This is a genomic window from Chromobacterium piscinae, assembly GCF_021129175.1.
Lineage (GTDB): Bacteria > Pseudomonadota > Gammaproteobacteria > Burkholderiales > Chromobacteriaceae > Chromobacterium > Chromobacterium piscinae.
In genome coordinates this window covers 77,157-101,107 of the sequence record NZ_JAJOHV010000017.1, presented here as the reverse complement: position 1 = coordinate 101,107, position 23,951 = coordinate 77,157, and the positions used below count along the sequence as shown (strand labels likewise).

23 protein-coding genes and 2 tRNA genes are annotated in these 23,951 nt (G+C 63.4%); 8 read left to right on the top strand and 17 right to left on the bottom strand.

Annotated elements, in window-relative coordinates; genetic code table 11:
* Positions 1-15: 15 nt before the first annotated feature.
* The 12 genes from LQR33_RS04760 to LQR33_RS04705 all read right to left on the bottom strand — a co-directional run bounded on the left by LQR33_RS04760 (position 16) and on the right by LQR33_RS04705 (position 8,991).
* Positions 16-618, bottom strand: coding sequence for a methyltransferase (locus LQR33_RS04760; RefSeq protein ID WP_205692444.1), 603 nt, complete (start codon positions 616-618; stop codon positions 16-18).
* A gap of 14 nt (positions 619-632) precedes the next feature.
* On the bottom strand, positions 633-1,010 hold the full coding sequence (locus LQR33_RS04755; RefSeq protein ID WP_221667188.1) for a DUF1289 domain-containing protein: 378 nt from the start codon (positions 1,008-1,010) through the stop codon (positions 633-635).
* A 218-nt stretch (positions 1,011-1,228) separates the two neighbouring features.
* A tRNA-Pro gene (locus LQR33_RS04750) sits at positions 1,229-1,305 on the bottom strand.
* Between the two features lie 30 nt (positions 1,306-1,335).
* Positions 1,336-1,689: a MerR family transcriptional regulator gene (locus LQR33_RS04745; RefSeq protein ID WP_021477053.1), complete on the bottom strand. Its 354-nt coding sequence runs from the start codon at positions 1,687-1,689 to the stop codon at positions 1,336-1,338.
* Complete coding sequence (locus LQR33_RS04740) at positions 1,670-1,972, bottom strand: integration host factor subunit alpha (protein WP_011134908.1); 303 nt, start codon at positions 1,970-1,972, stop codon at positions 1,670-1,672. The genes LQR33_RS04745 and LQR33_RS04740 overlap by 20 nt, the downstream gene beginning before the upstream one ends.
* A 71-nt stretch (positions 1,973-2,043) precedes the next feature.
* A complete protein-coding gene (pheT, locus tag LQR33_RS04735; RefSeq protein ID WP_231467798.1) occupies positions 2,044-4,401 on the bottom strand; it encodes a phenylalanine--tRNA ligase subunit beta in 2,358 nt (785 codons plus the stop codon).
* 18 nt (positions 4,402-4,419) lie between these two features.
* The gene (gene pheS, locus LQR33_RS04730; RefSeq protein ID WP_166438898.1) at positions 4,420-5,406 is read right to left on the bottom strand and encodes a phenylalanine--tRNA ligase subunit alpha; all 987 of its coding nucleotides are present in this window, start codon (positions 5,404-5,406) and stop codon (positions 4,420-4,422) included.
* 140 nt (positions 5,407-5,546) lie between these two features.
* Positions 5,547-5,906 (bottom strand): 50S ribosomal protein L20, encoded by a 360-nt coding sequence (rplT, locus tag LQR33_RS04725; RefSeq protein ID WP_021477050.1) that lies wholly within the window; start codon positions 5,904-5,906, stop codon positions 5,547-5,549.
* Between the two features lie 13 nt (positions 5,907-5,919).
* Complete coding sequence (rpmI, locus tag LQR33_RS04720; protein WP_011134904.1) at positions 5,920-6,117, bottom strand: 50S ribosomal protein L35; 198 nt, start codon at positions 6,115-6,117, stop codon at positions 5,920-5,922.
* Between the two features lie 153 nt (positions 6,118-6,270).
* On the bottom strand, positions 6,271-6,789 hold the full coding sequence (gene infC / locus LQR33_RS04715) for a translation initiation factor IF-3 (RefSeq protein WP_076098326.1): 519 nt from the start codon (positions 6,787-6,789) through the stop codon (positions 6,271-6,273).
* 42 nt (positions 6,790-6,831) lie between these two features.
* Complete coding sequence (gene thrS, locus LQR33_RS04710; protein WP_231467796.1) at positions 6,832-8,733, bottom strand: threonine--tRNA ligase; 1,902 nt, start codon at positions 8,731-8,733, stop codon at positions 6,832-6,834.
* A gap of 181 nt (positions 8,734-8,914) precedes the next feature.
* Positions 8,915-8,991: transfer RNA gene (locus tag LQR33_RS04705), tRNA-Val, on the bottom strand.
* 136 nt (positions 8,992-9,127) lie between these two features.
* Between LQR33_RS04705 and tgt the strand changes: the two genes are divergently transcribed.
* The 8 genes from tgt (at position 9,128) to LQR33_RS04665 (ending at position 18,169) form a co-directional block, all read left to right on the top strand.
* Positions 9,128-10,243, top strand: a complete 1,116-nt coding sequence (gene tgt / locus LQR33_RS04700) for a tRNA guanosine(34) transglycosylase Tgt (protein ID WP_021477047.1) — start codon at positions 9,128-9,130, stop codon at positions 10,241-10,243.
* A gap of 138 nt (positions 10,244-10,381) precedes the next feature.
* Positions 10,382-10,708: a preprotein translocase subunit YajC gene (gene yajC / locus LQR33_RS04695; RefSeq protein ID WP_021477046.1), complete on the top strand. Its 327-nt coding sequence runs from the start codon at positions 10,382-10,384 to the stop codon at positions 10,706-10,708.
* 67 nt (positions 10,709-10,775) lie between these two features.
* Positions 10,776-12,623 (top strand): protein translocase subunit SecD, encoded by a 1,848-nt coding sequence (gene secD / locus LQR33_RS04690; RefSeq protein WP_021477045.1) that lies wholly within the window; start codon positions 10,776-10,778, stop codon positions 12,621-12,623.
* 3 nt (positions 12,624-12,626) lie between these two features.
* Positions 12,627-13,562, top strand: coding sequence for a protein translocase subunit SecF (gene secF / locus LQR33_RS04685; protein WP_021477044.1), 936 nt, complete (start codon positions 12,627-12,629; stop codon positions 13,560-13,562).
* Positions 13,563-13,636: 74 nt separating this feature from the next.
* Positions 13,637-14,281, top strand: coding sequence for a DedA family protein (locus tag LQR33_RS04680; protein ID WP_231467794.1), 645 nt, complete (start codon positions 13,637-13,639; stop codon positions 14,279-14,281).
* Between the two features lie 69 nt (positions 14,282-14,350).
* Positions 14,351-16,246, top strand: coding sequence for a DNA mismatch repair endonuclease MutL (gene mutL, locus LQR33_RS04675; RefSeq protein ID WP_231467792.1), 1,896 nt, complete (start codon positions 14,351-14,353; stop codon positions 16,244-16,246).
* 76 nt (positions 16,247-16,322) lie between these two features.
* Positions 16,323-17,141, top strand: coding sequence for an MBL fold metallo-hydrolase (locus LQR33_RS04670; protein ID WP_231467790.1), 819 nt, complete (start codon positions 16,323-16,325; stop codon positions 17,139-17,141).
* Between the two features lie 155 nt (positions 17,142-17,296).
* On the top strand, positions 17,297-18,169 hold the full coding sequence (locus LQR33_RS04665) for a trypsin-like serine protease (RefSeq protein ID WP_231178697.1): 873 nt from the start codon (positions 17,297-17,299) through the stop codon (positions 18,167-18,169).
* Between the two features lie 411 nt (positions 18,170-18,580).
* Here LQR33_RS04665 and LQR33_RS04660 read toward each other — a convergent pair whose 3' ends face one another.
* The 5 genes from LQR33_RS04660 to osmF form a co-directional block, all read right to left on the bottom strand.
* Positions 18,581-18,868, bottom strand: coding sequence for a hypothetical protein (locus tag LQR33_RS04660; RefSeq protein WP_231178698.1), 288 nt, complete (start codon positions 18,866-18,868; stop codon positions 18,581-18,583).
* A gap of 469 nt (positions 18,869-19,337) precedes the next feature.
* Positions 19,338-20,627: an NAD(P)/FAD-dependent oxidoreductase gene (locus LQR33_RS04655; protein ID WP_221668873.1), complete on the bottom strand. Its 1,290-nt coding sequence runs from the start codon at positions 20,625-20,627 to the stop codon at positions 19,338-19,340.
* A 55-nt stretch (positions 20,628-20,682) separates the two neighbouring features.
* Positions 20,683-21,777, bottom strand: a complete 1,095-nt coding sequence (locus LQR33_RS04650) for an ABC transporter ATP-binding protein (protein ID WP_231467788.1) — start codon at positions 21,775-21,777, stop codon at positions 20,683-20,685.
* On the bottom strand, positions 21,774-22,910 hold the full coding sequence (locus LQR33_RS04645) for an ABC transporter permease (protein ID WP_231467786.1): 1,137 nt from the start codon (positions 22,908-22,910) through the stop codon (positions 21,774-21,776). The genes LQR33_RS04650 and LQR33_RS04645 overlap by 4 nt, the downstream gene beginning before the upstream one ends.
* Positions 22,911-22,929: 19 nt before the next feature.
* Positions 22,930-23,847, bottom strand: coding sequence for a glycine betaine ABC transporter substrate-binding protein OsmF (gene osmF / locus LQR33_RS04640; RefSeq protein ID WP_269326202.1), 918 nt, complete (start codon positions 23,845-23,847; stop codon positions 22,930-22,932).
* Between the last annotated feature and the right edge of the window lie 104 nt (positions 23,848-23,951).

Genomic DNA, 23,951 nt, shown 5'->3' with positions numbered 1-23,951 from the left:
ATTGCCAGCCGATTCTCATCCGGAAACTTGATCCACATCAAATCCACGCCGCCGCCATACCATCCAGCGCTCGCTATCGCGGAAAACCGCGACGCTCGGCCCCAATGCCTCATCCGCCTCCAGCTCGAACCACGGCGACAACAGATCCGCCAGGGACTCGGCATTGATGCCGAACGGCGGCCCCCGCTCGGCGTCGGCGACGAAAAACACCCCGGCCAGCACCCCGCCGGGGCGGATCAGCGCCGCGACTCGATCAGCATATTGCTTTCGCATGCGCACAGGCAAGGCGCACAAAAAAGCCCGCTCGAACACGCAGTCGAAAACGGGCAATTCTTGCAGGAAAAAATCGGCGAGCAATAATCGGCCAGTGGCTTCCGGCCACTGCCTGGCAGCCAGCTCAACCGCGGCCTCGCTGAAATCTACCGCCAGCACCTCATGTCCCATGCCCAGCAAGGGCGGCATGTCCGCCGCGCTGCCGCAGCCCGGCATCAATACCCGCCACGGCGGCTGCGCGGCAAAAAACTCGCGCGCAGTCGGCGGCAATTGCCCGCCCTCCCATGGCATCACGCCTTCACGGTAACGCTGCTCCCAGAAATCCGCCTTGGAACTGTCCGCCATATCATCCTTTCGAATCACTTCTCCAGCAGCCATGCCGCCGCCCGCTCCAGCGACAGGCCCGCGCAATCGCATTTGTCTTCGCGCGCCGAAGCGGCGTCGCGCCACCGCAGCCAACCTGCTTCGTCCAGCCGGTAATGCCCGCCTGCTGGCAAGCGCCCCCACTCTACGCCGTCGATTTCATCCAGCTCCAGCAGCGCGCCGCAGGCTGCCGCCAGTTGCAGTAAACGCATCCGCGCCGGCAAGCGCAGCCATACCGACTCCCGCTCATCCGCCGACATGAAGCACCACCGGCTCACTTCAGCGAAGGTGCGCGCGCAGCCGCGGCAAACGTTGTCGCCCAGCGCGGTTGAACACAGGGCGATGCAAGGGGAATCGGGACGGGTAATGCTCATTCGGATGCTCGGCTCGGAAAAACAATGACTTGAAAATGGTCTATCACTCGCGACAAAACCAAAACGAGTATATCAGCAACATGAAGGGCAAACCGGCATCGGATAAAACCGATAATAGGAAGTAGAAATAAAATCGCGCCGCGAATCGAAATCGGGAGATGAAAACAAAAAAGCCAGCTTGCGCTGGCGTTTCAGTTTGATACGGCTTCAGATCTTATTGGTCGGGGTGAGAAGATTCGAACTTCCGACCCCCTGCACCCCATGCAGGTGCGCTACCAGGCTGCGCTACACCCCGACTCAAGAGAAACACAGTGTAACTGATTTATTATTTTTTGCCAATACCCGAATCCAACCATTCAAGGATGGATTCCAATTCGGCGCGCACTTCCTGCGCGGTAACCGGTCGTTCGCTATCATCGCCCATTCCCAGCCGCTGACGAGCGCCCTGAATGGTGAAGCCGTCGTCGTACAGCAATTCGCGAATGCGGCGCACCAGCAAAACTTCGTGATGCTGGTAATAACGGCGATTGCCGCGCCGTTTCACTTGGCGCAACTGGGAAAACTCCTGCTCCCAATAACGCAGCACATGCGGCTTCACCCCAGCGAGTTCGCCGACTTCGCTGATGGTGAAGTAACGCTTGGACGGAATCGACGGCAGATCAGCCTTGCTTGTTAGCATGGTATTGCTCAACCATTCCCTTGAGTTTCTGGCTTGCGTGGAACGTTACCACACGGCGGGCGGTGATGGGAATCTCTTCCCCGGTCTTGGGATTGCGGCCCGGACGCTGCGGCTTGTCGCGCAACTGGAAGTTGCCGAAACCGGACAGCTTAACCGAATCCCCAGACTCCAGCGCCAGCCGGATCTCTTCGAAAAACGACTCGACCATGTCCTTGGCTTCGCGTTTGTTCAGACCAACCTGGTCAAACAGCAAATCGGCCAGTTCAGCCTTCGTCAAAGTCATGACATTCCCCTCAAACTTCTAAACCACAATCGACGGGCGGACCCATTGGGATCCGCCCGCCCACATCTTGATCACACGCGCAGTTGCGCGCCCAGTTCCGACACGGCTTCGAGCAGAGCCTTCATTGCAGGCTCCACGTCCTCGTCGGTCAGGGTTCGGCTATTGTCCTGCATCAGCACGCTAAAGGCCAGACTCTTCTTACCTTCGGCGACGCCTTTGCCGCGATAAACGTCGAACAGCTCGATATCGGTGACGATTTCAGCGCGTTTGGCATCGAATGCGGACAGCAGCTGCGCCACAGTCACCGTCTCGTCCACCAACAGCGCCAAGTCGCGGCGCACCGGCTGGAACTTGCTGACCGGCTGCGCCTTGATCCGGCTGCGCGCGGTCACCACCTCCAGATCCAGCTCGAACAGAACCGGAGCATTGACCAGATCGTAAGCCTGCACCCACTGCGGATGCAGCTCGCCGATCACACCGACCGCCTTGCCGTCCACCAGCACCTCGGCGCAGCGGCCGGGATGGAAAGCCGGATGGGCCGCCTTGCGGTATGCGGCCTTGACCGGATGCAGCAGGGCTTCGACATCAGCCTTGACGTCGAAGAAATCGACGCGCTCGGCTTTGGTGCCCCATTGCTCGGACAGGCGCGGGCCCCAGGCCAGGCCTGCCGCTTTTTCCGGCTGGTCGTAGCCGTCCTCGCCGCGTAGGAACACGCGCGCCACTTCGAACAACCGCACGCGCGGCTGCTTGCGGTTGATGTTGCCGGCCAGCACGTCGACCAGGCCGCCGATCAGCGTCGAGCGCATCACGCTCATCTGGCTGGCGATCGGATTCTGCAGGCGGATCGCGTTGTCATTGCCGGCGAAGTCGCGCTCCCAGCGCTCGTCGACAAAGGCGTAGCTGACCACTTCCTGGTAGTCGCGGCCAGCCAGCAGGTGGCGCAGCTGATCCACCGGACGCTTCTCTTCCGGCTGCGCCAGCATGCGCATGCCGGAGCGCGGCGCGTCAGACGGGATGCTGTTGTAGCCGTAGACACGGGCCACCTCTTCGATCAGATCTTCCTCGATCTCGATATCGAAGCGGAACGACGGCGCCTGCACGGTGAAGATTTCGTTTTCCAGCGAGTGGGCCAGGCCCAGGCGGGACAGGATGTCGCCGATCTGCTCGGCGGACAGCGCCACGCCCAGCACCTTGGCGACACGCGCCACCCGCAGCTTGACGGACAGGCGCTTCGGCAGCTCGGCCACTTCCTCGACCACCGGGCCGGCTTCGCCGCCGCAGATGTCCAACACCAGGCGGGTGGCGCGCTCGATCGCTTCGCGCTGCAGCGCGAAATCGACGCCGCGCTCGTAGCGGTAGGACGAATCTGAACCGAAGCCCAGCTCGCGCGCCTTGCCGGCGATCGCTTCCGGCGCGAAGAACGCGGATTCCAGGAAGATGTCGCGGCTTGCGGTGGTGACGCCGCTGTGCTCGCCGCCCATGATGCCGCCCATGGCCAGCGGTTTGGCGTCGTCAGCGATCACCAGATGCTTGGTTTGCAGCTCGACCGTCTTTTCGTTCAAACACAGCAGGCTCTCGCCGGCGCGGGCCTGGCGCACGGTGATGCCGCCGTCGATCTTGTCCAGATCGAAGGCATGCATAGGCTGCCCCTGCTCCAGCAGGATGTAATTGGTTATGTCGACGATGGCGGAAATCGAACGCAGACCGGAACGCTCCAGGCGCTGGCGCATCCAGGCCGGCGTGGCCGCTGCGGCATTGACGCCCTTGACCACGCGGCCCAGATAGCGACCGCAAGCCTCGCGCGACTCGATCCTCACCGGACGAACGTCGTCGATGGACGGTGCCACCGGCTCGATGGCCACCGGCGCGAGCGCGGCGCCGGTCAGCGCCGCCACTTCGCGGGCGATGCCGCGTATCGACAGGCTGTCGGCGCGGTTGGGGGTGATCTTCAGCGTGAACAGCTGGTCATCCAGGCCCAGGTAATCGCGGATGCTCTGGCCCACCGGCGCGTCGGCCGGCAACAGCATCAGGCCATCGACGTCTTCCGGCACGCCCAGCTCTTTGCCGGAGCACAGCATGCCGTTGGATTCCACGCCGCGCATCTTGGTCGGCTTGATCTTGAAGTCGCCGGGCAGCACCGCGCCCGGCAGCGCGCAGGGAATCCGCACGCCAACGGCGACGTTGGGCGCGCCGCAGACAATCTGGATCAATTCACCAGTGCCCACGTCGACCTTGGTAACGCGCAGGCGATCGGCGTTCTCATGCTTGACGCACTCCTTCACCTCGGCGATCACCACGCCGCTGAAGGCCGGCGCGGCGGCGACGGTTTCTTCCACTTCCAGGCCCGCCATGGTCAGCAGGTCGGACAATTGTTCGGTGTTCAGCGCCGGATTGACCCAGCTTCTCAGCCATTGTTCGGAAAATTGCATAGTCGGCTCCGTGCGCGATCAGTTGAATTGCTTCAGGAAGTTGAGATCGTTCTCGAAGAACAGGCGCAGGTCGTTGACGCCGTAGCGCAGCATGGCGAAACGGTCGAGGCCGATGCCGAAGGCGAAGCCGGTGTACTTTTCCGGGTCGATATTGGCGATGCTCAGCACTTTCGGGTGCACCATGCCGCAACCGCCCACTTCCAGCCATTTGCCCTGCTCGTCCAGCACGTCGATCTCGGCCGAAGTCTCGGTGAACGGGAAGAATGACGGGCGGAACCGCACCTGCAGGTCGTCGCGCTCGAAGAAACGGCGCAGGAAGTCGGTGACCACCGCCTTCAGATCGGCGAAGGACACGCCCTCGTCCACCCACAGGCCTTCCATCTGATGAAACATCGGCGAATGGGTGGCGTCGGAGTCGACGCGGTACACGCGTCCCGGCGCGACGATCTTGATCGGCGGCTGGTGGCTTTCCATGAAGCGCGCCTGGATCGGGCTGGTATGGGTGCGCAGCACGTCGCCGTTTTCCACGTAAAACGTGTCCTGCATCGCGCGGGCCGGATGGTCTTCCGGAATGTTCAGCGCCTGGAAGTTGTAGAAATCGCTCTCGATTTCCGGGCCGTCGGCCACTTCGAAGCCCATGGTGCGGAACAGGCCGGCGATGCGCTCCAGCGTCAGCGCCACCGGATGCAGGCCGCCGCTGGCCGAGCCGCGGCCCGGCAGCGTGACGTCCAGCGCCTCGGCGGCCAGCTGGGCTTCCAGCTTGGCGGCGTTGAGCTGGTCGCGCTTGTCGTTGTGCGCGGCTTCGAACGCTTGCTTGGCTTGATTGATGGTGGCGCCGGCGGCCTTGCGCTCTTCCGGCGCCAGCTTGCCCAGCTGCTTGAGGAGTTCGGTCAGCTCGCCGCTCTTGCCAAGGAAGCGCGCCTTGACCTGCTCGAGCTCGATCAGATCGGCCGCGGCGGCGACTGCCGCCTGGCCTGCTTGGAGAATCGCGTCAACGTTGTTCATCGTGTCCCACACCGTATGCGAATAGAAGGCTGATCACACCGGGCATGCAGCATACCCGGTCTGATCAGCGCTCTGGAAAGGGCGGCCGGAAGAAAAAAAGGGAGGCAAATGTTTGCCTCCCTTCAGATCCGTCCCGGCGATTAAGCAGCGAGGCTTGCTTTCGCCTTTTCGACGATCTGCGCAAAAGCCGGCTTGTCGAACACGGCCAGATCGGCCAGGACCTTGCGGTCGATTTCGATAGCGGCTTTCTTCAGGCCGTTCATGAACTTGCTGTACGGCAGGCCGTTTTCGCGGGAAGCTGCGTTGATACGGGCAATCCACAGTTGACGGAACTGACGCTTTTTCTGACGACGGTCGCGGTAGGCGTATTGACCCGCCTTCATCACCGCCTGTTTGGCGATGCGATAGACGTTCTTCCGGCGGCCGCGATAGCCTTTCGCCAGGGCGAGGATTTTCTTGTGACGAGCACGTGCGGTTACACCGCGTTTTACGCGTGGCATATTTCAGGTCTCCTTAAGCGTAGGGCATCATGGCGCGAACAGAGGCCACATTGGTCGCGTCCACCATGGAGGTGCCGCGCAATTGGCGCTTGTTCTTGGTGGTTTTCTTGGTCAGGATGTGACGCTTGAAGGCGTGTGCACGCTTGAAACCACCGCCACCCAGTACTTTGAGACGCTTCTTCGCGCTCGACTTGGTCTTCATTTTCGGCATGGAAATGCTCCTGCTGAATTTTGTTTAGATTAGACACAGGGTGGCCCGAAGGCTCTTGAAACCGCTGCGTCACGCTTTTGAGCAGATCGTTGCCGACCTACAAAATCAACACGGCAGAGCGCACTCTGCCGTGTCGAAAAATGATTATACCGATTATTTCTTCTTCGGCGCAATCATCATGACCATCTGACGGCCTTCCAGTCGCGGGAACTGTTCCACAGTGCCCACTTCCGCCAGATCGGCTTCCACGCGCTTGAGCAGCGCGAGGCCGATATCCTGGTGTGCCATCTCACGACCGCGGAAGCGCAGGGTGACCTTGGCCTTATCGCCTTCAGTCAGGAAACGGACCAGGTTGCGCAACTTGACGTTGTAGTCGCCATCGTCGGTGCCCGGACGGAACTTGATTTCCTTGATCTGAACCTGCTTCTGCTTCTGCTTGGCTTCGTGACGCTTCTTGGACATCTCGTACTTGTACTTGCCGTAGTCCATCAGCTTGCACACCGGGGGCTGAGCGGTCGGGGAAATCTCCACCAGATCCACATCGCCCTCTTCGGCCAGAGCCATCGCTTCACGCAGACTGACGATGCCAATCTGCTCACCTTCCTTACCTACCAGACGGATCTCACGAGCGGTAATCTCGCCGTTGATCCGTGCTTCGCGTTCCTGAGCTATAGCTGAAATCTCCTAATAAATGATAAGTATGCCGCCGCCGGATCAGGCCCCAGGCATCTCAGCCTTGAGGCGCGCGATGAACGCATCCAGCGTGAGCTGGCCCAGATCTTCGCCCCGGGCGCGCACGGCAACCAAACCGCCTGCCTTTTCCTTGTCGCCGATCACGATCTGATACGGCAACTTCTGCAGGCTGTGTTCGCGAATTTTATAGCCGATCTTCTCGTTTCTCAAGTCAAGCGCGACTCGGAATCCTTGTTTCTCAAGAGATTTGGCCACTTCGCCGGCATAATCCGCCTGCGCTTCGGTGATATTCATCACCACCATCTGCACCGGCGCCAGCCACAGCGGGAAAGCGCCGGCATGGTTTTCGATCAAAATCCCGAGGAAACGCTCCAGCGATCCCAGCGCCGCGCGGTGCAGCATCACCGGACGCTTGCGGCTGTTGTCGTCAGCCACGTATTCGGCATCCAGACGCTCCGGCAGCATGAAATCAAGCTGCAGCGTGCCGCACTGCCAAGAGCGGCCCAGCGCGTCCTTGATGTGATATTCGATCTTCGGACCGTAGAAGGCACCCTCGCCCGGCAGCTCTTCCCACTCCACGCCGCAGGCGCGCAGCGCTTCGCGCATGCCCTCCTCGGCCTTGTCCCAGGTGGACTCTTCGCCGATGCGTTTTTCCGGACGCAGCGCCAGCTTGATCGACACCTTGTCGAAGCCGAAGCGGTCGTACACTTCCATCACCAGGCGGTGGAAATCCTTGGCCTCCTGGTTGATCTGGTCTTCGGTACAGAAGATGTGGCCATCATCCTGAACGAAGCCGCGCACGCGCATGATGCCGTGCAGCGCGCCGGACGGCTCGTTGCGGTGGCAGGAGCCGAACTCGGCATAGCGCAGCGGCAGGTCGCGGTACGAGCGCAGGCCGCTGTTGAACACTTGCACATGGCCCGGGCAATTCATCGGCTTCACCGCGTAGTCGCGCTTTTCCGATTCGGTGATGAACATGTTCTCGCGGTAGTTCGCGGCGTGGCCGGAACGCTCCCACAGATGGGCGTCCATCATCATCGGGGTGCGGATTTCCTTGTAGCCTTCGCGGTTCAGCTTGTCGCGCATGTATTGCTCGACGCTCTGCCACAGCTGCCAGCCCTTGGGATGCCAGAACACCATGCCCGGCGCCTCGTCCTGCAGGTGGAACAGATCCAGCTGCACGCCCAGCTTGCGATGGTCGCGTTTTTCCGCCTCTTCCAGCATATAGAGGTAGGCGTCCAGGTCTTCCTTCTTGGCCCAGGCGGTGCCGTAGACGCGCTGCAGCATTTCGTTCTTACTGTCGCCGCGCCAGTAAGCGCCGGCCACCTTCATCAGCTTGAACACCTTCAGCTTGCCGGTGGACGGCACGTGCGGGCCGCGGCACAGGTCGGTAAACTCGCCTTCGCGGTACAGGCTCAACACCTCGCCCTGCGGGATCGATTCGATGATCTCGGCCTTGTAGGCCTCGCCGATGCTCTTGAAGTAGGCGATGGCCTCGTCGCGCGGCAGCTCGTAGCGCTCGACCGGAATATCCTTCTTCGCCAGCTCGGCCATCTTCTTCTCGATCGCCGCCAGATCTTCCGGCGTGAACGGACGCTTGTAGGCGAAGTCGTAGTAGAAGCCGTTCTCGATCTCCGGCCCGATGGTCACCTGCGCCTCCGGGAACAGCTCCTTGACGGCATAAGCCAGCAAGTGGGCGGTGGAGTGGCGGATGATGGACAAGCCGTCGGCGTCCTTGTCGGTTACGATGGCCAGATCCGCGCTGCGGTCGATCAGGTAGCTGGTATCCACCAGCTGGCCATCCACGCGGCCCGCCAGCGCGGCGCGCGCCAGACCGGCGCCGATGGACGCGGCCACTTCATGAACCGTTACCGGTTTGTCGAAAGAACGGACCGAGCCGTCCGGCAAGCGAATGTCTGGCATGTCAACTCCAACGAGGGCGAGAGATTTTTGTGATCGAGTCTAAAGCAAAAGGGTAAAAAAAAAGTGCGGCCTGAGCCGCACTTCTTTTTCGCATGGTACAACCCGCAAGGCTCAGCTTTCGTGAGTATGTCGGGTTGTGGTAGTTCGCAAGACTTTCACTTGTAACTCCATGCATTTAATTTGGTAGGCACGATTGGATTCGAACCAACGACCCCCACCATGTCAAGGTGGTGCTCTAACCAACTGAGCTACGTGCCTGTCGTCGAGGTGTGCATAGTATAAGAGCCTCCCCATCTTGGCAAGCACTTTTTTTCGACACCGGCGCAGCCGGCGCGCTTGCTGTATACTAGCGGACTGATTTTGCTAAACAAACCCTGAAGCGATACTTCGAATAATGTTGAAGTTTACCGTACACAAGACCTCCGGCGGCGCGCGGCGCGGCACGCTGGAGCTGAACCACGGCACCGTGGAGACTCCGGTCTTCCAGCCCGTGGGCACCTACGGCTCGGTCAAGGCGATGAGCCCGGTCGAGCTGAACGACATCGGCGCGCAGATCATCCTGGGCAACACTTTCCACCTGTGGCTGCGCCCGGGCCTGGAGATCGTCGAGCAGTTCGGCGGCCTGCACGAGTTCATCGGCTGGGACAAGCCCATCCTGACCGACTCCGGCGGCTTCCAAGTGTTCAGCCTGTCCGACATGCGCAAGCTGACTGAGGAAGGCTGCACCTTCCAGAGCCCGATCAACGGCGACAAGCTGTTCCTGAGCCCCGAGATCTCGATGAAGATCCAGACCGTGCTCAATTCGGACATCGTGATGCAGCTGGACGAATGCACGCCGGGCCAGGTGGACCACGCCACCGCGCAGAAATCGCTGCAAATGAGCCTGCGCTGGGCCGAACGCTCGCGCCGCGCCTTCGACGATCTGAAAAACCCGAACGCGCTGTTCGGCATCGTGCAAGGCAACCTTTATACCGATTTGCGCCAAGAGTCGCTGGAAGGCCTGATGCAGGTCGGCTTCGACGGCATCGCCATCGGCGGCCTATCGGTGGGCGAGCCCAAGCCGGAAATGTACCGGATGCTGACCGAGCTGAAGGACATGCTGCCGGCCGACAAGCCGCACTACCTGATGGGCGTGGGCACGCCGGAGGACCTGGTACACGGCGTGGCCAACGGCGTGGACATGTTCGACTGCGTGATGCCGACCCGCAACGCGCGCAACGGCTGGATCTTCACCCAGTGGGGCGACGTCAAGATCAAGAACGCGCGCTACAAGGACGACAAGAAGCCGCTGGACGAGGAATGCGCGTGCTACGCCTGCCGCAACTTCAGCCGCGCCTACCTGCACCACCTGCATCGCGTCGGCGAAATCCTGGGCGCGCGGCTGAACACCATCCACAACCTGCACTACTACCAGGAACTGATGCGCGAGATCCGCAAGGCGATCGAGGAAGACCGCTTCGAGGACTTCCGCCTGGAGTTCGCGGCCAAGCGCGCGCGCGGCGTCAACTAAGCGCGCCGGGCGGGGAACCGCGGCCCCGCGCCGACGGTCCCACGCCCTTGCCGCGCTCCATAGTTGGAAAAGACATGGAGCATGGCTACAATGCCCTGTTCGAACTTGAAGTCATAACGAAATTTAGGAGTTTCCCTGATGTCCTTCATTACTCCCGCCTTCGCCTCCGGCGGCGCAGCTCCCGCAGGTTTCGACCTGATGGGCTTCCTGCCCATGATCGTGATCTTCGTGCTGTTCTGGTTCCTGATGGTCCGCCCTCAGCAGAAGCGCATGAAGGAAACCCAAAAAATGCTGTCCGAACTGCAAAAGGGCGATGAAGTGGTCACCCAGGGCGGCATCGTCGGCCGCGTATCCAAAGTCAGCGAACAATACCTGACCCTGGAAATCGCCGACAACGTGGAAATCCACGTTCAGCGCAGCGCCGTCGGCGCCAAGCTGGAAAAGGGCACGCTGAAGTCGCTGTAAGCCCATCACGGCCGCCCCGGAACGCTCCGCAGGCGGCCTTGTTCATTTCCCACTCCAGAACTAGAACATGAACCGCTACCCTCTCTGGAAATACCTCGTCATCGTGGTGGCGCTGATCATCTCGGCAATCTACACGCTGCCCAATTTCTACGGCGAGACCCCCGCGGTGCAGGTCTCCAGCTCGCGCCAGTCGATTCCGGTGGACTCCGCCGTGATGGGGCGCGTGGAAGACGCGCTCAAGTCGCAGAACATCAGCCCCGACGGCGTCTTTCTCGACGCCAACAGCCTGAAGGTCCGCTTCAAGGATACCGACACCCAGCTGAAGGCGCGCGACGCCATCCAGCACGCGCTGGGCGACAACTACATCATCGCGCTGAACCTGCTGCCCGCCTCCCCGTCCTGGCTGACGGCGCTGCACGCCAACCCGATGTTCCTGGGCCTCGACCTGCGCGGCGGCGTGCACTTCCTGCTGGAAGTGGACATGCAAGCCGCCACCGACAAGGCGATGGAACGCTACGCCGGCGATCTGCGCCGCGAGCTGAAGAACAAGCAAGTGCGCTACGGCAACATCAAGCGCAACGGCAACACGCTGGAAGTGCAGCTGCGTGACGAAGACACGCTGAAGTCGGCCCAGGACGTGGCCTACCGCATGCTGCCCAGCCTGGCGGTCCGCACCGACGACTCCGCCAACAAGCTGCTGCTGACGCTGAAGCCGGAAGAAATCACCAAGATCCAGAACGACGCGGTCAAGCAGAACATCACCACGCTGCACAACCGCGTGAACGAGCTGGGCACCACCGAGCCCATCATCCAGCAGGCCGGCCCGAACCGCATCGTGGTGCAGCTGCCCGGCATCCAGGACACCGCCCGCGCCAAGGACATCATCGGCCGCACCGCCACGCTGGAAGTGCACATGGTCGAGGACGACCAGGGCAAGGTCGCCGAAGCGCTGGCCGGCAACGTGCCCGCAGGCTACGAGCTGTTGGACGAAGCCACCTCCCGCGGCCAGAGCAAGATCCTGCTCAAGAGCGACGTGGAGCTGACCGGCGACAACATCAACGACGCCCAGCCCAGCTTCGACCAGTTCGGCGCGCCCGCCGTCAGCATCAATCTGGACAGCACCGGCGCCGCCATCTTCCGCCAGCTGACCGCTGAAAACGTCGGCAAGCGCATGGCGATGGTGCTGGTGGAAAAAGGCCGCAAAGAAGTGGTCACCGCGCCGGTGATCCGCACCGAGATCGGCGGCGGCCGCGTGGAAATCTCCGGCAGCATGAACAGCGCCGAAGCCAACGACACCGCCCTCTTGCTGCGCGCCGGCTCGCTGGCTGCGCCGATGAACATCATCGAAGAGCGCACCATCGGACCGAGCCTGGGCAAGGAAAACATCGAGAAGGGCTTCCACGCCACGCTGTGGGGCTTCGCCGCCATCGTCGTCTTCATGGTGCTGTACTACGGCCTGTTCGGCGTGTTCTCCGGCCTGTCGCTGGCGATCAACGTATTCTTCCTGATCGCCCTGCTGTCCATGCTGCAGGCCACGCTGACCCTGCCCGGCATCGCCGCCATCGCGCTGGCGCTGGGCATGGCGATCGACGCCAACGTGCTGATCAACGAGCGCATCCGCGAGGAGCTGCGCAACGGCATGCCGCCGCATTCGGCGATCCACGCCGGCTACGACCACGCCTGGCACACCATCCTGGACTCCAACGTCACCACGCTGATCGCCGGCCTGGCGCTGATGATCTTCGGCTCCGGCCCGGTGCGCGGCTTCGCCATCGTGCACTGCCTGGGCATCCTGACCTCGATGTTCTCGGCGGTGGTGGTCTCGCGCGGCCTGGTGCACCTGTGGTACGGCCGTCGCCGCAAACTGACCTCGCTGGCCATCGGCCAGGTGTGGAAACCGGAAAACAAGGGCTAAACCATGGAGCTTTTCCGCATCAAACGGGACATCCCGTTCATGAGCTACGGCCGGCTCACCACCGCGATTTCGCTGGTGACCTTCGTGCTCGCCGTATTCTTTCTGGCCACCCGCGGCCTGAACTTCAGCGTGGAGTTCACCGGCGGCACCGTGCTGGAACTGCAGTACCAGCAATCGGCCAACCTGGACCAGATCCGCGAGAAAGTGGACGCGCTGAAGCTGGGCGAATCCACGGTGCAGAACCTGGGCAGCAGCCGCGACGTGATGATCCGCCTGCCGAACAAGCCGGGCACCAGCACCGCCCAGCTGTCCGACAAGGTGATGGGCCAGCTGAAGGCCGCCGATCCCACCGTGCAGCTGCGCAAGGTTGACTTCGTCGGCCCCAGCGTCGGCGAGGAGCTGGTCTCCCACGGTCTGACCGCGGTGATCCTGGTCTGCGTGGGCATCATGCTCTATCTGGCCATCCGCTTCGAGTGGCGCTTCGCCGTCGCGGCCATCATCGCCAACATGCACGACGTGGTGATCATCCTCGGCTGCTTCGCCTTTTTCCGCTGGGAGTTCTCGCTGACCGTGCTGGCCGGCATCCTGGCGGTGCTGGGCTACTCGGTGAACGAATCGGTGGTGGTGTTCGACCGGATCCGCGAAAACTTCCGCAAGCCGGGCATGCGCGGCCACGCGGTGGCCGAGGTGATCGACAACGCCATCACCTCCACCATGAGCCGCACCATCATCACCCACTTCTCCACCGAGATGATGGTGGTGTCGATGCTGGTATTCGGCGGCCCGGCGCTGCACGGCTTCGCCATGGCGCTGACCATCGGCATCGTGTTCGGCATCTACTCGTCGGTGCTGGTGGCCAGCCCGATCGCGTTGTGGCTGGGCGTGAAGCGCGAGCACATGATCAAGCCGGTGAAACAAAAAGAGGAAGCGGTGGTCTGATCTTCGCCTTCTGAACGACTGGCCGGCTCGTCCGGCCAGTTTCGCGTCTGCCCACCTAGCTCATAACGGAAATCATGGAAGCCATCACGTTTCTGATCGACTTCATCCTGCACATCGACACCCACCTGACCCAGCTGGTGGCCGCCTACGGCCCCTGGATCTACGCCATCCTGTTCCTGATCGTGTTCTGCGAAACCGGCCTGGTGGTGACGCCCTTCCTGCCCGGCGATTCGCTGCTGTTCGTCGCCGGCGCGCTGGCGGCGATGGGCCAGATGAACCCGCACCTGCTGGTGCTGTTGTTGATCGTCGCCGCCATCCTGGGCGACGCCACCAACTACGCGATCGGCCGCAACGTCGGCATGCGGCTGTTCGACATGTTCCCGCGCATCCTCAAGCCGCAGTATCTGGACAGGACCCACGCCTTCTACGAACGCCACGGCGGCAAGACCATCATCTTCGCCCGCTTCGTGCCCATCGTGCGCACCTTCGCGCCGTTCGTGGCCGGCATCGGCAAGATGCACTACCCGCAGTTCCTGAAGTACAACGTGGTGGGCGCCATCGCCTGGGTAGTCGGCTTCACCTACGCCGGCTACTTCTTCGGCAATCTGCCCTTCGTGCGCAAGAATCTGGAACTGCTGATCTTCGGCATCATCTTCGTATCGTTCCTGCCAGGGCTGATCGAAATCTGGCGCCACAAGCGCGCGGCCGCCCGCGGCTGATCCGTAGTAGAATCGACAAGGCCGCCGCAGCGCGGCCTTTTGCATTGCCATCACACAAAAACGCCGCCCATGACACGCATCCAACGCCTGCCTGACCACCTCGTCAACCAGATCGCCGCCGGCGAGGTGGTGGAACGCCCCGCTTCCGCGCTGAAGGAAATGCTGGAAAACAGTCTGGACGCCGGCTCGACGCGGATCAGCGTAGATCTGGCCCAGGGCGGCATCAAGCTGATCCGGGTGACGGACAACGGCGCCGGCATCGCCGCCGACGATCTGCCGCTGGCGCTGGACCGCCACGCCACCAGCAAGATCGCCTCGCTGGACGACCTGGAATCGGTCTCCACGCTGGGCTTCCGCGGCGAGGGTCTGGCCAGCGTGGCGTCCGTGTCGCGGCTGACGCTGGTGAGCCGGCCGCAGGACGCCGACCACGCCCACCAGATCATCGCGATAGACGGCACGCTGCACCCGGTGGAGCCGGCCGCCCATCCGCACGGTACCAGCGTCGAAGTGGTGGACCTGTATTTCAACACCCCGGCGCGGCGCAAGTTCCTGAAAAGCGAAAACACCGAGTACGCGCACTGCGCGGCCACTTTCGAGCGCATCGCGCTGGCGCACCCGGACGTGGAATTCCTGCTGCGCCACAACGGCAAGGTGGCTTGGCGCTTGCCGTCGCAAAGCGCCGAGGACCGCGTGGCCGCGCTGTTGGGCAAGGACTTCGTCGCCGCGGCGATCCCGCTGGACAGCCAGGCCGGCCCGCTGGCGCTGACCGGATTCGTCGCCTCGCCCACTTATTCCAAGGCCAGCCGCGACGCCCAGTACTTCTACGTCAACGGCCGCTTCGTGCGCGACAAGACCGCGCAGCACGCGCTGCGCCAGGCCTACCGCGACGTGCTGCACCACGACCGCCATCCGGCCTACGCGCTGTTCTTCCAGCTCGAGCCGTCCGGCGTGGACGTCAACGTGCATCCGACCAAGATCGAAGTCCGCTTCCGCGAAAGCCAGGCGGTGCACCAGTTCCTGTTCCACAGCGTGCACAAGGCATTGGCCGGCACCAGTGCCGGCGCCGCGCCGACGGTGCAGGTGGAAGGCGCGGAACCGGCCGCGCCGCAGCTGCCGCGCGGCGAATCGGCGCCGCTATTCGCCAGCGCCTCGCCCCGGCCGGCCTCATCCGGCATGCCGGCGCCGCAGCCCTTCCAATATCAGCAGCAGTCCATCCCGCTGAACGTCGCGCGCGAGGCGGTGGGCGTGTACGACAAGATGTTCGGCGGCCTGCGCGAGGAGGAGCGGGCGCTGTCGCGTTCCGAACCGGCCATGCCCTCCCCCGCCGCGCCGCTGCCGCATCCGGCGGTGCTGGCCATTCCCCCGCATGACGAAAACGGCATCCCGCCGCTGGGCTTCGCGCTGGCCCAGCTGCACGGCGTCTACATCCTCAGCCAATGCGCCGAAGGGCTAATCCTGGTGGACATGCACGCGGCGCACGAACGCATCGTCTACGAGCGGCTGAAAACCGCGCTGGAGAGCGACGCCATTCCGCTGCAGCCGCTGCTGCTGCCGGTATCCTTCGCCGCCGACCGCATGGAAGTGGCCACCGCGCACGAGCACGGCGAGGAAATGAAACGGCTGGGCGTGGAGCTGGCGCCGCTGTCGCCGACCCAGATCGCCGTGCGCGGCGTGCCGGTGTGGCTGAAGGACGGCGATCCGGTGGACCTGGCGCGGGCGGTGTTGAAGGACGTGCGCGAATTCGGCCTGACCCAGGTGCTGACCGAGCGACGCAACGAGCTCTTGGCCACCATGGCCTGCCACGGCGCGGTGCGCGCCAACCGCCAGCTGACCCTGCCGGAAATGAACGCGCTGCTGCGCGACATGGAAGCCACCGAGCGCTCCGGCCAATGCAACCACGGCCGCCCCACCTGGACCAGGCTGACCATGCGCGATCTGGACAAACTGTTCATGCGCGGCCAGTAATGCCATCCTTGCCCACCCATAGAATGACCAGACCAGCATTGATCCCGACGCGGCGCGGCACGCTCGCCAAATACCGATGAGAGTCAGCGTATTGGTGGAAAACCATAGCCACCGGCCAGCCTTGCAAGCAGAGGCCGGCCTGTCGCTATGGATCGAGCACAACGGCCATCGCGTGCTGTTCGACACCGGCCGCAGCGGCCTGCTGCTGGATAACGCCGCAAAGATGGGCGTCGATCTGTCCACGCTCAGCCATCTGGTGCTGTCCCACGGCCATTACGACCACAGCGGCGGCCTCGCCGCGCTGTCCCCCATTCTTCCAACAGACAAGCGGCCGCAGCTCATCGCGCATCCGCACGCCCTGCTGCCGCGCGCCGCCATGCTCGGCCCTTGGCAACTGCGGCGGCTCGGCATCCCGGCAATCCCGGCCGATATGGAGAATCGCTTCGATCTCCAGCTGCACCGCGAGCCTTACCCTTTCGCCGACGACTTCGTGTTTCTCGGCCGCATTCCGCGCCGCACTTACCGCGAAGGCCGGGGCGCCATGGGCCGGCTGTGGCCGCAAACCCGCCACAGCGCGCCAGACCGGGTGGAAGACGACTCCGCTCTGGTCTGCCGCACGGAAAAAGGCCTGATCGTTTTCAGCGGCTGCGCCCACTCCGGCATCCGCCATACCGTCGATTACGCGATGGAAGTCTGCGGCGACAATCGCGTGCGGGCGGTGATAGGCGGCTTCCACCTGCGCAGCGCAGGTCCGCTGAGGCTGTTGAATGTCCGCCGCTATTTCCAGTCCCAGGCCGGCACCCAACTCTTCGCCTGCCATTGCAGCGGCTATGCCCGGCATTTCCTGCCCAGACAGACCAATATCGCCGTCGGCAATCGGCTGGTCTTCGACTAAAGCTCCCCGGCTTCAGCGCTGCGCCGCCCCTCAAGCCAGACATGGCATGACTCCATCGGGCATCACGCCAGCCGCCCTTCACAAACCGCTCCCCTCCTCGTCCCTGCGAATGAGCGCCGCGCCCCCCGCCGGCCCCAGACTGAAGGAGCGGAATCATGCAATTCAACGACACCGCCAAACGAGACGCGCTGGCTGCCTTCTCCCGGCTGCCGCAAGCGGTCCGGGAGCAGATCCAGTTCAGCTCGGTCAGGCTGAGCAACGATCGCTTCACCGGCTCGGGCGCGCTGGTCATCGACGCCAACCAGATCCAAGGCATCGTCACCGCCAAGCACAATCTGTGCGTGCGCGCCGGCATCGCCACGCCGACGGCATGGAACGAAGACCAGGTCGCCGTCCTGATCACCGGCTTTCTGGACGGCTTGAAAGTAGGCTACGACTTTCCCGCCGCCGCTCCGGACAACATCCGGCAGCCCTTGCCGACGAAGGAACAGATTCTGGCGCCGGACAACAGCGACATCGAATTCCGCAACGGCTACGGCCGCTGGGACTACGACCTGATGTTCATCTCCTTCAAGGCCAAGCTGCCGCTACGCGACTACATCGCCGCCAGCCCGCTGCACCGCGTGGCCTACGGCAACAGCGACCTGGCCTTCTACCGCCAGGACCCGGCCGGCAAGGGCGTGTTCGTCACCGGCTTCGGCGATGTGCTGAACGCCCAAGGCGGGCAGCTCAACCTGTCCCACCCTTTCCAGGTCCGCAACGCCGCCATCGCGTCCCGCCAGGCCCAGGTGCTGCGCCACAGCCGTCCCGACCTTTACTTCACCGATGCTCTGATCATCGAGGCATCCAACAACAGCAGCACCGCCACCGGCGATTCCGGCGGCCCGGCATTCCACGTCAACGGCAGCCGGGTCTACCTGATGGGCGCGACGCTGGGCGCCAACTTCCTGCCCGACCGGCTGCCGCCGGACGCGCCCATCATCAACAACGCGGCGACGGCGCTGTATGCCGGCGGGTATCTGTTCTGAATTTTGATTACGCTGCGGTAAATATTGGGCTTCGCTAGTTCGGGCCAATCTACGACCCGACCTACATCAACCAGCCCTCCGTACGCGACACCCCATCGTCACATTTTGCTTCTGGCTTGCCACGAAATTTGTTAAGGAGTTCTTGACCCAAAAGAAAACGGCGCATCGCCGTTAAGGGGATGCGCCGCTTATGTGATGGGTCATGCCAGCGCCGGGGCACCGATGACGTTGGGCCAGAATCGTAAGTCGGGCAGAATGAAATGAAGCCCAACATTTACCGAGAAAATCCGCGATCCCATAAATATTGATCGCCACGTATCACGGTGAACGTTGGGCTTTACAAACTCAGCCCAACCTACGGCCTTATTTGGAACAACAAACTCTTCCTTATTGGGCAACCCATCGCTCCAGTCAAATAAGGCCTTTACCCTCCAACCAAATCTTTACTCGAAGAATTTCTTTTTTCGCATCTCGTGCACTAGCTCGTCCGAAAGTCACAATATCATCATCCGAAAAGTCTCTAAGCTGATCAATTAGAGCACTCTTAACATGCTCAGGCATTGCCTCCCAAACTTGACCGCATGGATTTCTCCCCATTATTTCCAAACACAAAGATGTAAGTTCGCCATCAGTATAAAATCCATCTCTATACTGAATTAGTAACTCTTCAAGCTCAATCAATATTGAATCGTGATCCATTTCAGCCCCCATTTCTCATTTTGTAAACCAGCTTATCTGCGACATCCCAGGCCTGCTCGTGAAGGTTCCCCTCAAAGCCACCTTGAAGTCGAGGCGCAATAAGTTGATTAAGACGTTTTGCCTGCAATTCGCCGCCATTGACCTCAAATATATCTCGAAGGGAATTAAGCTCGTGCATCTCGTGCATCTCGTGCGACAAGTGTGCAACTAGCGACTCATCACTATTTAGTAGAGCCGAATTTATACGAACAGGGCCGTAGGTTGGGCTGAATGAAATGAAGCCCAACGTTTACCGAGAAAGCAGGACCACACAAACTGACAAAGTCGAGAAAAGCTTTAGATCTATAAAATCAACACTTTACAGCAAATAAGCCCGCGATTATTTTCCAGTAAACGACCAGTAAAATAAATAGCCCGAGCACGCTATCACATGCCCGGGCTACAGACATAACACCTACGCCAGCGCTATCTACAGATAATCCCTCATTCGGTAGTAAGCCATCCCCAACACCAGCGCCGGGGTGCGCAGCAGCTTGCCGCCGGGAAAGTCGCGGTGGCGGATCTTGGCGAACAGGTCCAAACGCGACGAGGTGCCGGCGATGGCCTCGGCCACCACCTTGCCGGCGAGGCCGGTGATGTTGACGCCGTGGCCGGAGAAGCCTTGCAGGTAGTAGACATTGCCGGACAGGCGGCCGAAATCCGGCGCGCGGTTGACGGTGATATCGCAGAATCCGCCCCAGGCGTAATCGATGCCGACATCTGCCAGCTGCGGAAACACGCGTAGCATGTCGGCGCGCATGGAGCCGGCCAGATCGCGCGGCTCGTGGCCGGAGTAGCTGACCTTGCCGCCGAACAGCAAGCGGTAGTCGGCGGACAGCCGGTAGTAGTCGAGCACGAAATTGGTGTCGCACACCGCCATATTGTCGGCGATCAACGCGCGCGCCCTCTCCTCGCCCAATGGCTCGGTGGCGATCACATAGGTGCCGGCCGGCATGATGCGCCGCTCCAGTTGCGGCGCCAGCGCGCCGATATAGGAATTGCAGGCCAGCACCAGCTGGCGGCAGCGCACGACGCCGTGCTCGGTGAACGCCTTGGGCGCGTCGCCCTGTTCGATGCGCAGCGCCGGCGTCTGCTCGTGGATGGCCACGCCGGCATCCAGCGCCGCGCGGGCCAGGCCCAGCGTGTAGTTTAGTGGGTGAAGATGACCGGACCGGGGGTCGAACAGGCCGCCCTGATAGCGCTCGCTGGCCAGCTTGCCGCGCAGCGTCTCGCGTTCCCATAGCTGCATGCCGCCGTAGTCGTAGCGTTGCTCGGCCTCGCGTTGCCAGTCTTCCAGCTCCCGCATATGGCGGGGTTTGACCGCCGCGCTGATATAGCCGCGCTGCCAGTCGCACCGGATGTCATGGCGGCGCACGCGCTCGTCTATGATTTCCACCGCTTCCACCGACATGTCCCACAGCGCCTTGGCCGCGTCTTCGCCCACCTGGGAGCGGATGCCGTCGATATCGCCGGCATAGCCCGCGATCACCTGGCCGCCATTGCGGCCGGAAGCGCCGAAACCGACGTGCGAGCCCTCCAGCAAAGTGACGGAGAAGCCCTTCTCCCGCAGGTTCAGCGCCGCCGACAGCCCGGCCAGCCCGCCGCCCACCACGCACACATCGCAAGCGGCCTCGCCGCGCAGCGGAGGCTGCGGGTCCCAGGCGTGGGCGGTGGCGGCGTAATAGGATGGCGGATGCGGCTGATGGGCGAAACGCAGCATAAAGTCCTCAGGGCGAATCGAAAGGGAAGCTCCCGGCAGGCCGGGGACGCGGATGTCACTGGGTCAGCACCACCGGCGAATCGGCGCGCCAGCTGAGATAGACCGTCTCGTCCCAGGTGGGCGCGGTCTCGTTGGCGTCGCACCAGCGCGACGATGGCACCACGGCTTTGACGATCTTGCCGCCGGCCAGTTTCACGTGATAAACGGAGTAGCTACCCAGGTAGGCGATGTCCCGCACGGTGCCGGCGGCGCGGTTGGCGCCGGGCTGCAGCGGCTGCTTGTCCAGCCGCACGTCCTCCGGCCGCACGCTGGCCCACACATGCATGCCCTTGGGGCCGGTGATGCCGTGGTCGATGTGGATGACGCCGCCCAGCTCCTGCGAATTGATCTCCACCCGGTCCGGCTCGTCCACCACCACCGCGCCTTCGAACATATTGGTCTCGCCGATGAATTCGGCGGTGAAGCGGCAGCTCGGATATTCGTAGATCTCGGTCGGCGTGCCCACCTGCAGCAGCTTGCCCTCGCTCATGATGCCGATGCGGCTGGACATGGTCATCGCCTCTTCCTGGTCGTGGGTGACCATGATGCAGGTGACGCCCACCGCCTCGATGGTGTTGACCAGCTCCAGCTGGGTCTGTTGCCGGAGTTTCTTGTCCAGCGCGCCCAGCGGCTCGTCCAGCAACAGCAGCTTGGGACGCTTCACCAGGCTGCGCGCCAGCGCCACCCGCTGCTGCTGGCCGCCGGACAGCTGGTGCGGATAGCGGCGGCGGAAGTCGGCGGGGAGTTGCAGCAGCGCCAGCAGTTCGTCCACCCGGGCCTGTATCCGCTGACGCGGCCATTTCAACAGTTGCGGCACCGCGGCGATGTTCTGCTCGACGGTCCAGTGCGGGAACAGGCCGACGGACTGGATTGCGTAGCCGATATGGCGGCGCAGCAGTTCCGGCGGCTGGGCGCGGATGTCGCGGCCGGCGACGCGGATGTCGCCACTGTCCGGCTCGAGCAGCCGGTTCAGCATTTTCAGCATGGTGGACTTGCCGGAGCCGGAGGTGCCCACCAGCACCGCGAATTCGCCTTCGGCGACGGTCAGCGACAGGTCGGTCACCGCGGGCGCGCCGTGGAAGGCTTTGTTGACGTTGGCGATTTCAATCATCGGCGGACGGGCTCCAGCCGGGAGGCCAGCAGTTTGAAGACGGCGTCGCAGCACAGGGTGAGCAGCACGATGGGCAGCACGCCCAGCAGCACCTGGTCCGGCGCGCTGGCCGACAGGCCCTGGAACAGGATGGCGCCGAAGCCGCCGGCGCCGATCAGCGCCGCCACCGCGGCCAGACCCACCGCCTGCACCGTGGTGACGCGCAGGCCGGCGATGAACACCGGCAGCGCCAGCGGCAGCTCCACCCGGTGGAAGATCTGCCACGGCGACATGCCGATGCCGCGCGCGCTGTCGCGGGCGGCGGCCGGCACCTGGCGCAGCGCGGCCAGCGTGCCGTGGGTCATCGGCAGCAGCGAGTACAGCGTCAGCGCGGTGACGGCCGGCGCGAGGCCGACGCCGGCGATGCCCGATTGCGGCCATAGCCGTCCCAGCCAGGCCAGCGGCGCGATCAGCAGCGCGAACAGCGCCAGCGAGGGGATGGTCTGCAAGGTGTTCAAGATCGGGAACAGCCAGGCCTCGACGCGCGGCCGGCGGAAAGCGGCCAGTCCCAGCGCCGCGCCCAACAGCGCGGCAGGCAGCACCGATAGCCCCACCAGTTGCAGGTGCCGCAGCAGCGCCTGCCGGAACACGTCCGGATCGTTATGGTATTCGCGCAGTAGCGCCAGCGCGTCCAGCCGGCCGGCGGCCAGTAGCGCCAGGGCCGGCAGGCAGGCGGCGCACACGATCAGCGCGCGGATGGGCGGCGCCAGGGCCAGGCCGCGCAGCGATTCGGCCAGTTGCAGGCAGGCGGCTAGTTGCAACAGCCAGAAGCCGGCGCCGAAAGCGGTACGGGCCAGCGAGTCGGGATCGCCGCTCAGCCGCGCGGCCTCGACGCCGGCCTGCAGCAACAGCCCATTGGCCAGCAGGGCGGCGCACAAGGCCAGCAGGCCGCGCAGCCGGCGCGACGGGCGCAGCCACGGCGACAGCAGCATAGGCAGCGCCGGAACGATCATCCAGAGCGCGCCGGTCAGCGCGGGCAGGCGCAGGCCCTGGCCGCTGAGCAGGCGGTTGGGGGCATGGCTGAGCAGCGGGCTGCATAGGCCGGCGAGCAGCAGCAGCGCCAGCGCCAGCTGCACCCGGTTGCGCAGCCGCATCAGGCGGGCGACCGCGGCGTCACTGGATGAAGCCCTTGCGCTTCAGGTAACCGGCCGCCACCTGGCGCGCGTTGCGGCCTTCCAGCGCGATGCTGGCGTTGAGTTTCTGCAAGGTTGCTTCATCCAGCGACTGGAACACTGGCTTGAGCCAGGCGGCGATCTCCGGGTGGCGGCTCAGCGCGTCGGCGCGGATGATGGGCGTCGGCGCGTACACCGGCTGCACGCCTTTGGGGTCGCCCAGCGCCACCAGGCCCAGCGCGGCAACCGGGCCGTCGGTGCCGTAGGCCATCGCGGCGTTGACGCCGGAGGTCTGTTCGGCGGCCGCCTTGATGGTGGCTGAGGTGTCGCCGCCGGCCAGCGCCAGCAGCTGGTCCTGGCGCAGCTTGAAGCCGTAGGCGTTCTGGAAGGCGGGCAGCGCGTCCGGCCGTTCGATGAATTCGGCCGAGGCGGCCAGCTTGAAGCGGCCGCCGCGGCCTAGCCAGGCACCCAGGTCGGCCAGCGATTGCAGGCGATTGGCGGCAGCCACGTCGCGGCGCACGGCGATGGTCCAGGTGTTGTTGGCCGGCGCCGGGGCCAGCCAGACGATGCGGTTCTTGTCGTAATCCAGCTGCTTGACGCGCAGGTAGCCGGCGGCGGCGGATTTCCACGCCGGGTTCTTTTCGTCGGAGAAGAAGAAGGCGCCGTTGCCGGTGTATTCGGGGTAGATGTCGATTTCGCCGGCGGCGATGGCGGTGCGCATCACCTTGGTGTTGCCCAGCGACAGCCGGCCCTCGGTCTTCACGCCGTGGGCTTCCAACACCTGTTGGATGATGTTGCCCAGCAACGCGCCTTCGGTGTCTATCTTGGAGCCGACGCGGACGGCGTCGGCCGCGCCGGCGGCGGAGGCCAGCAGGATGCCGGCCAGCAGCGCGGCGAGGCGGGACATGCGGTTTGACATGGATTTTCCCTGTGGCGGACCGGCCGCGCTCGCAGCCGCGCATGATGACGATGGCGTTCACTATACCGTCCATCGCGCGGCGGCGGCCAGCGCTGGGAGGGGAA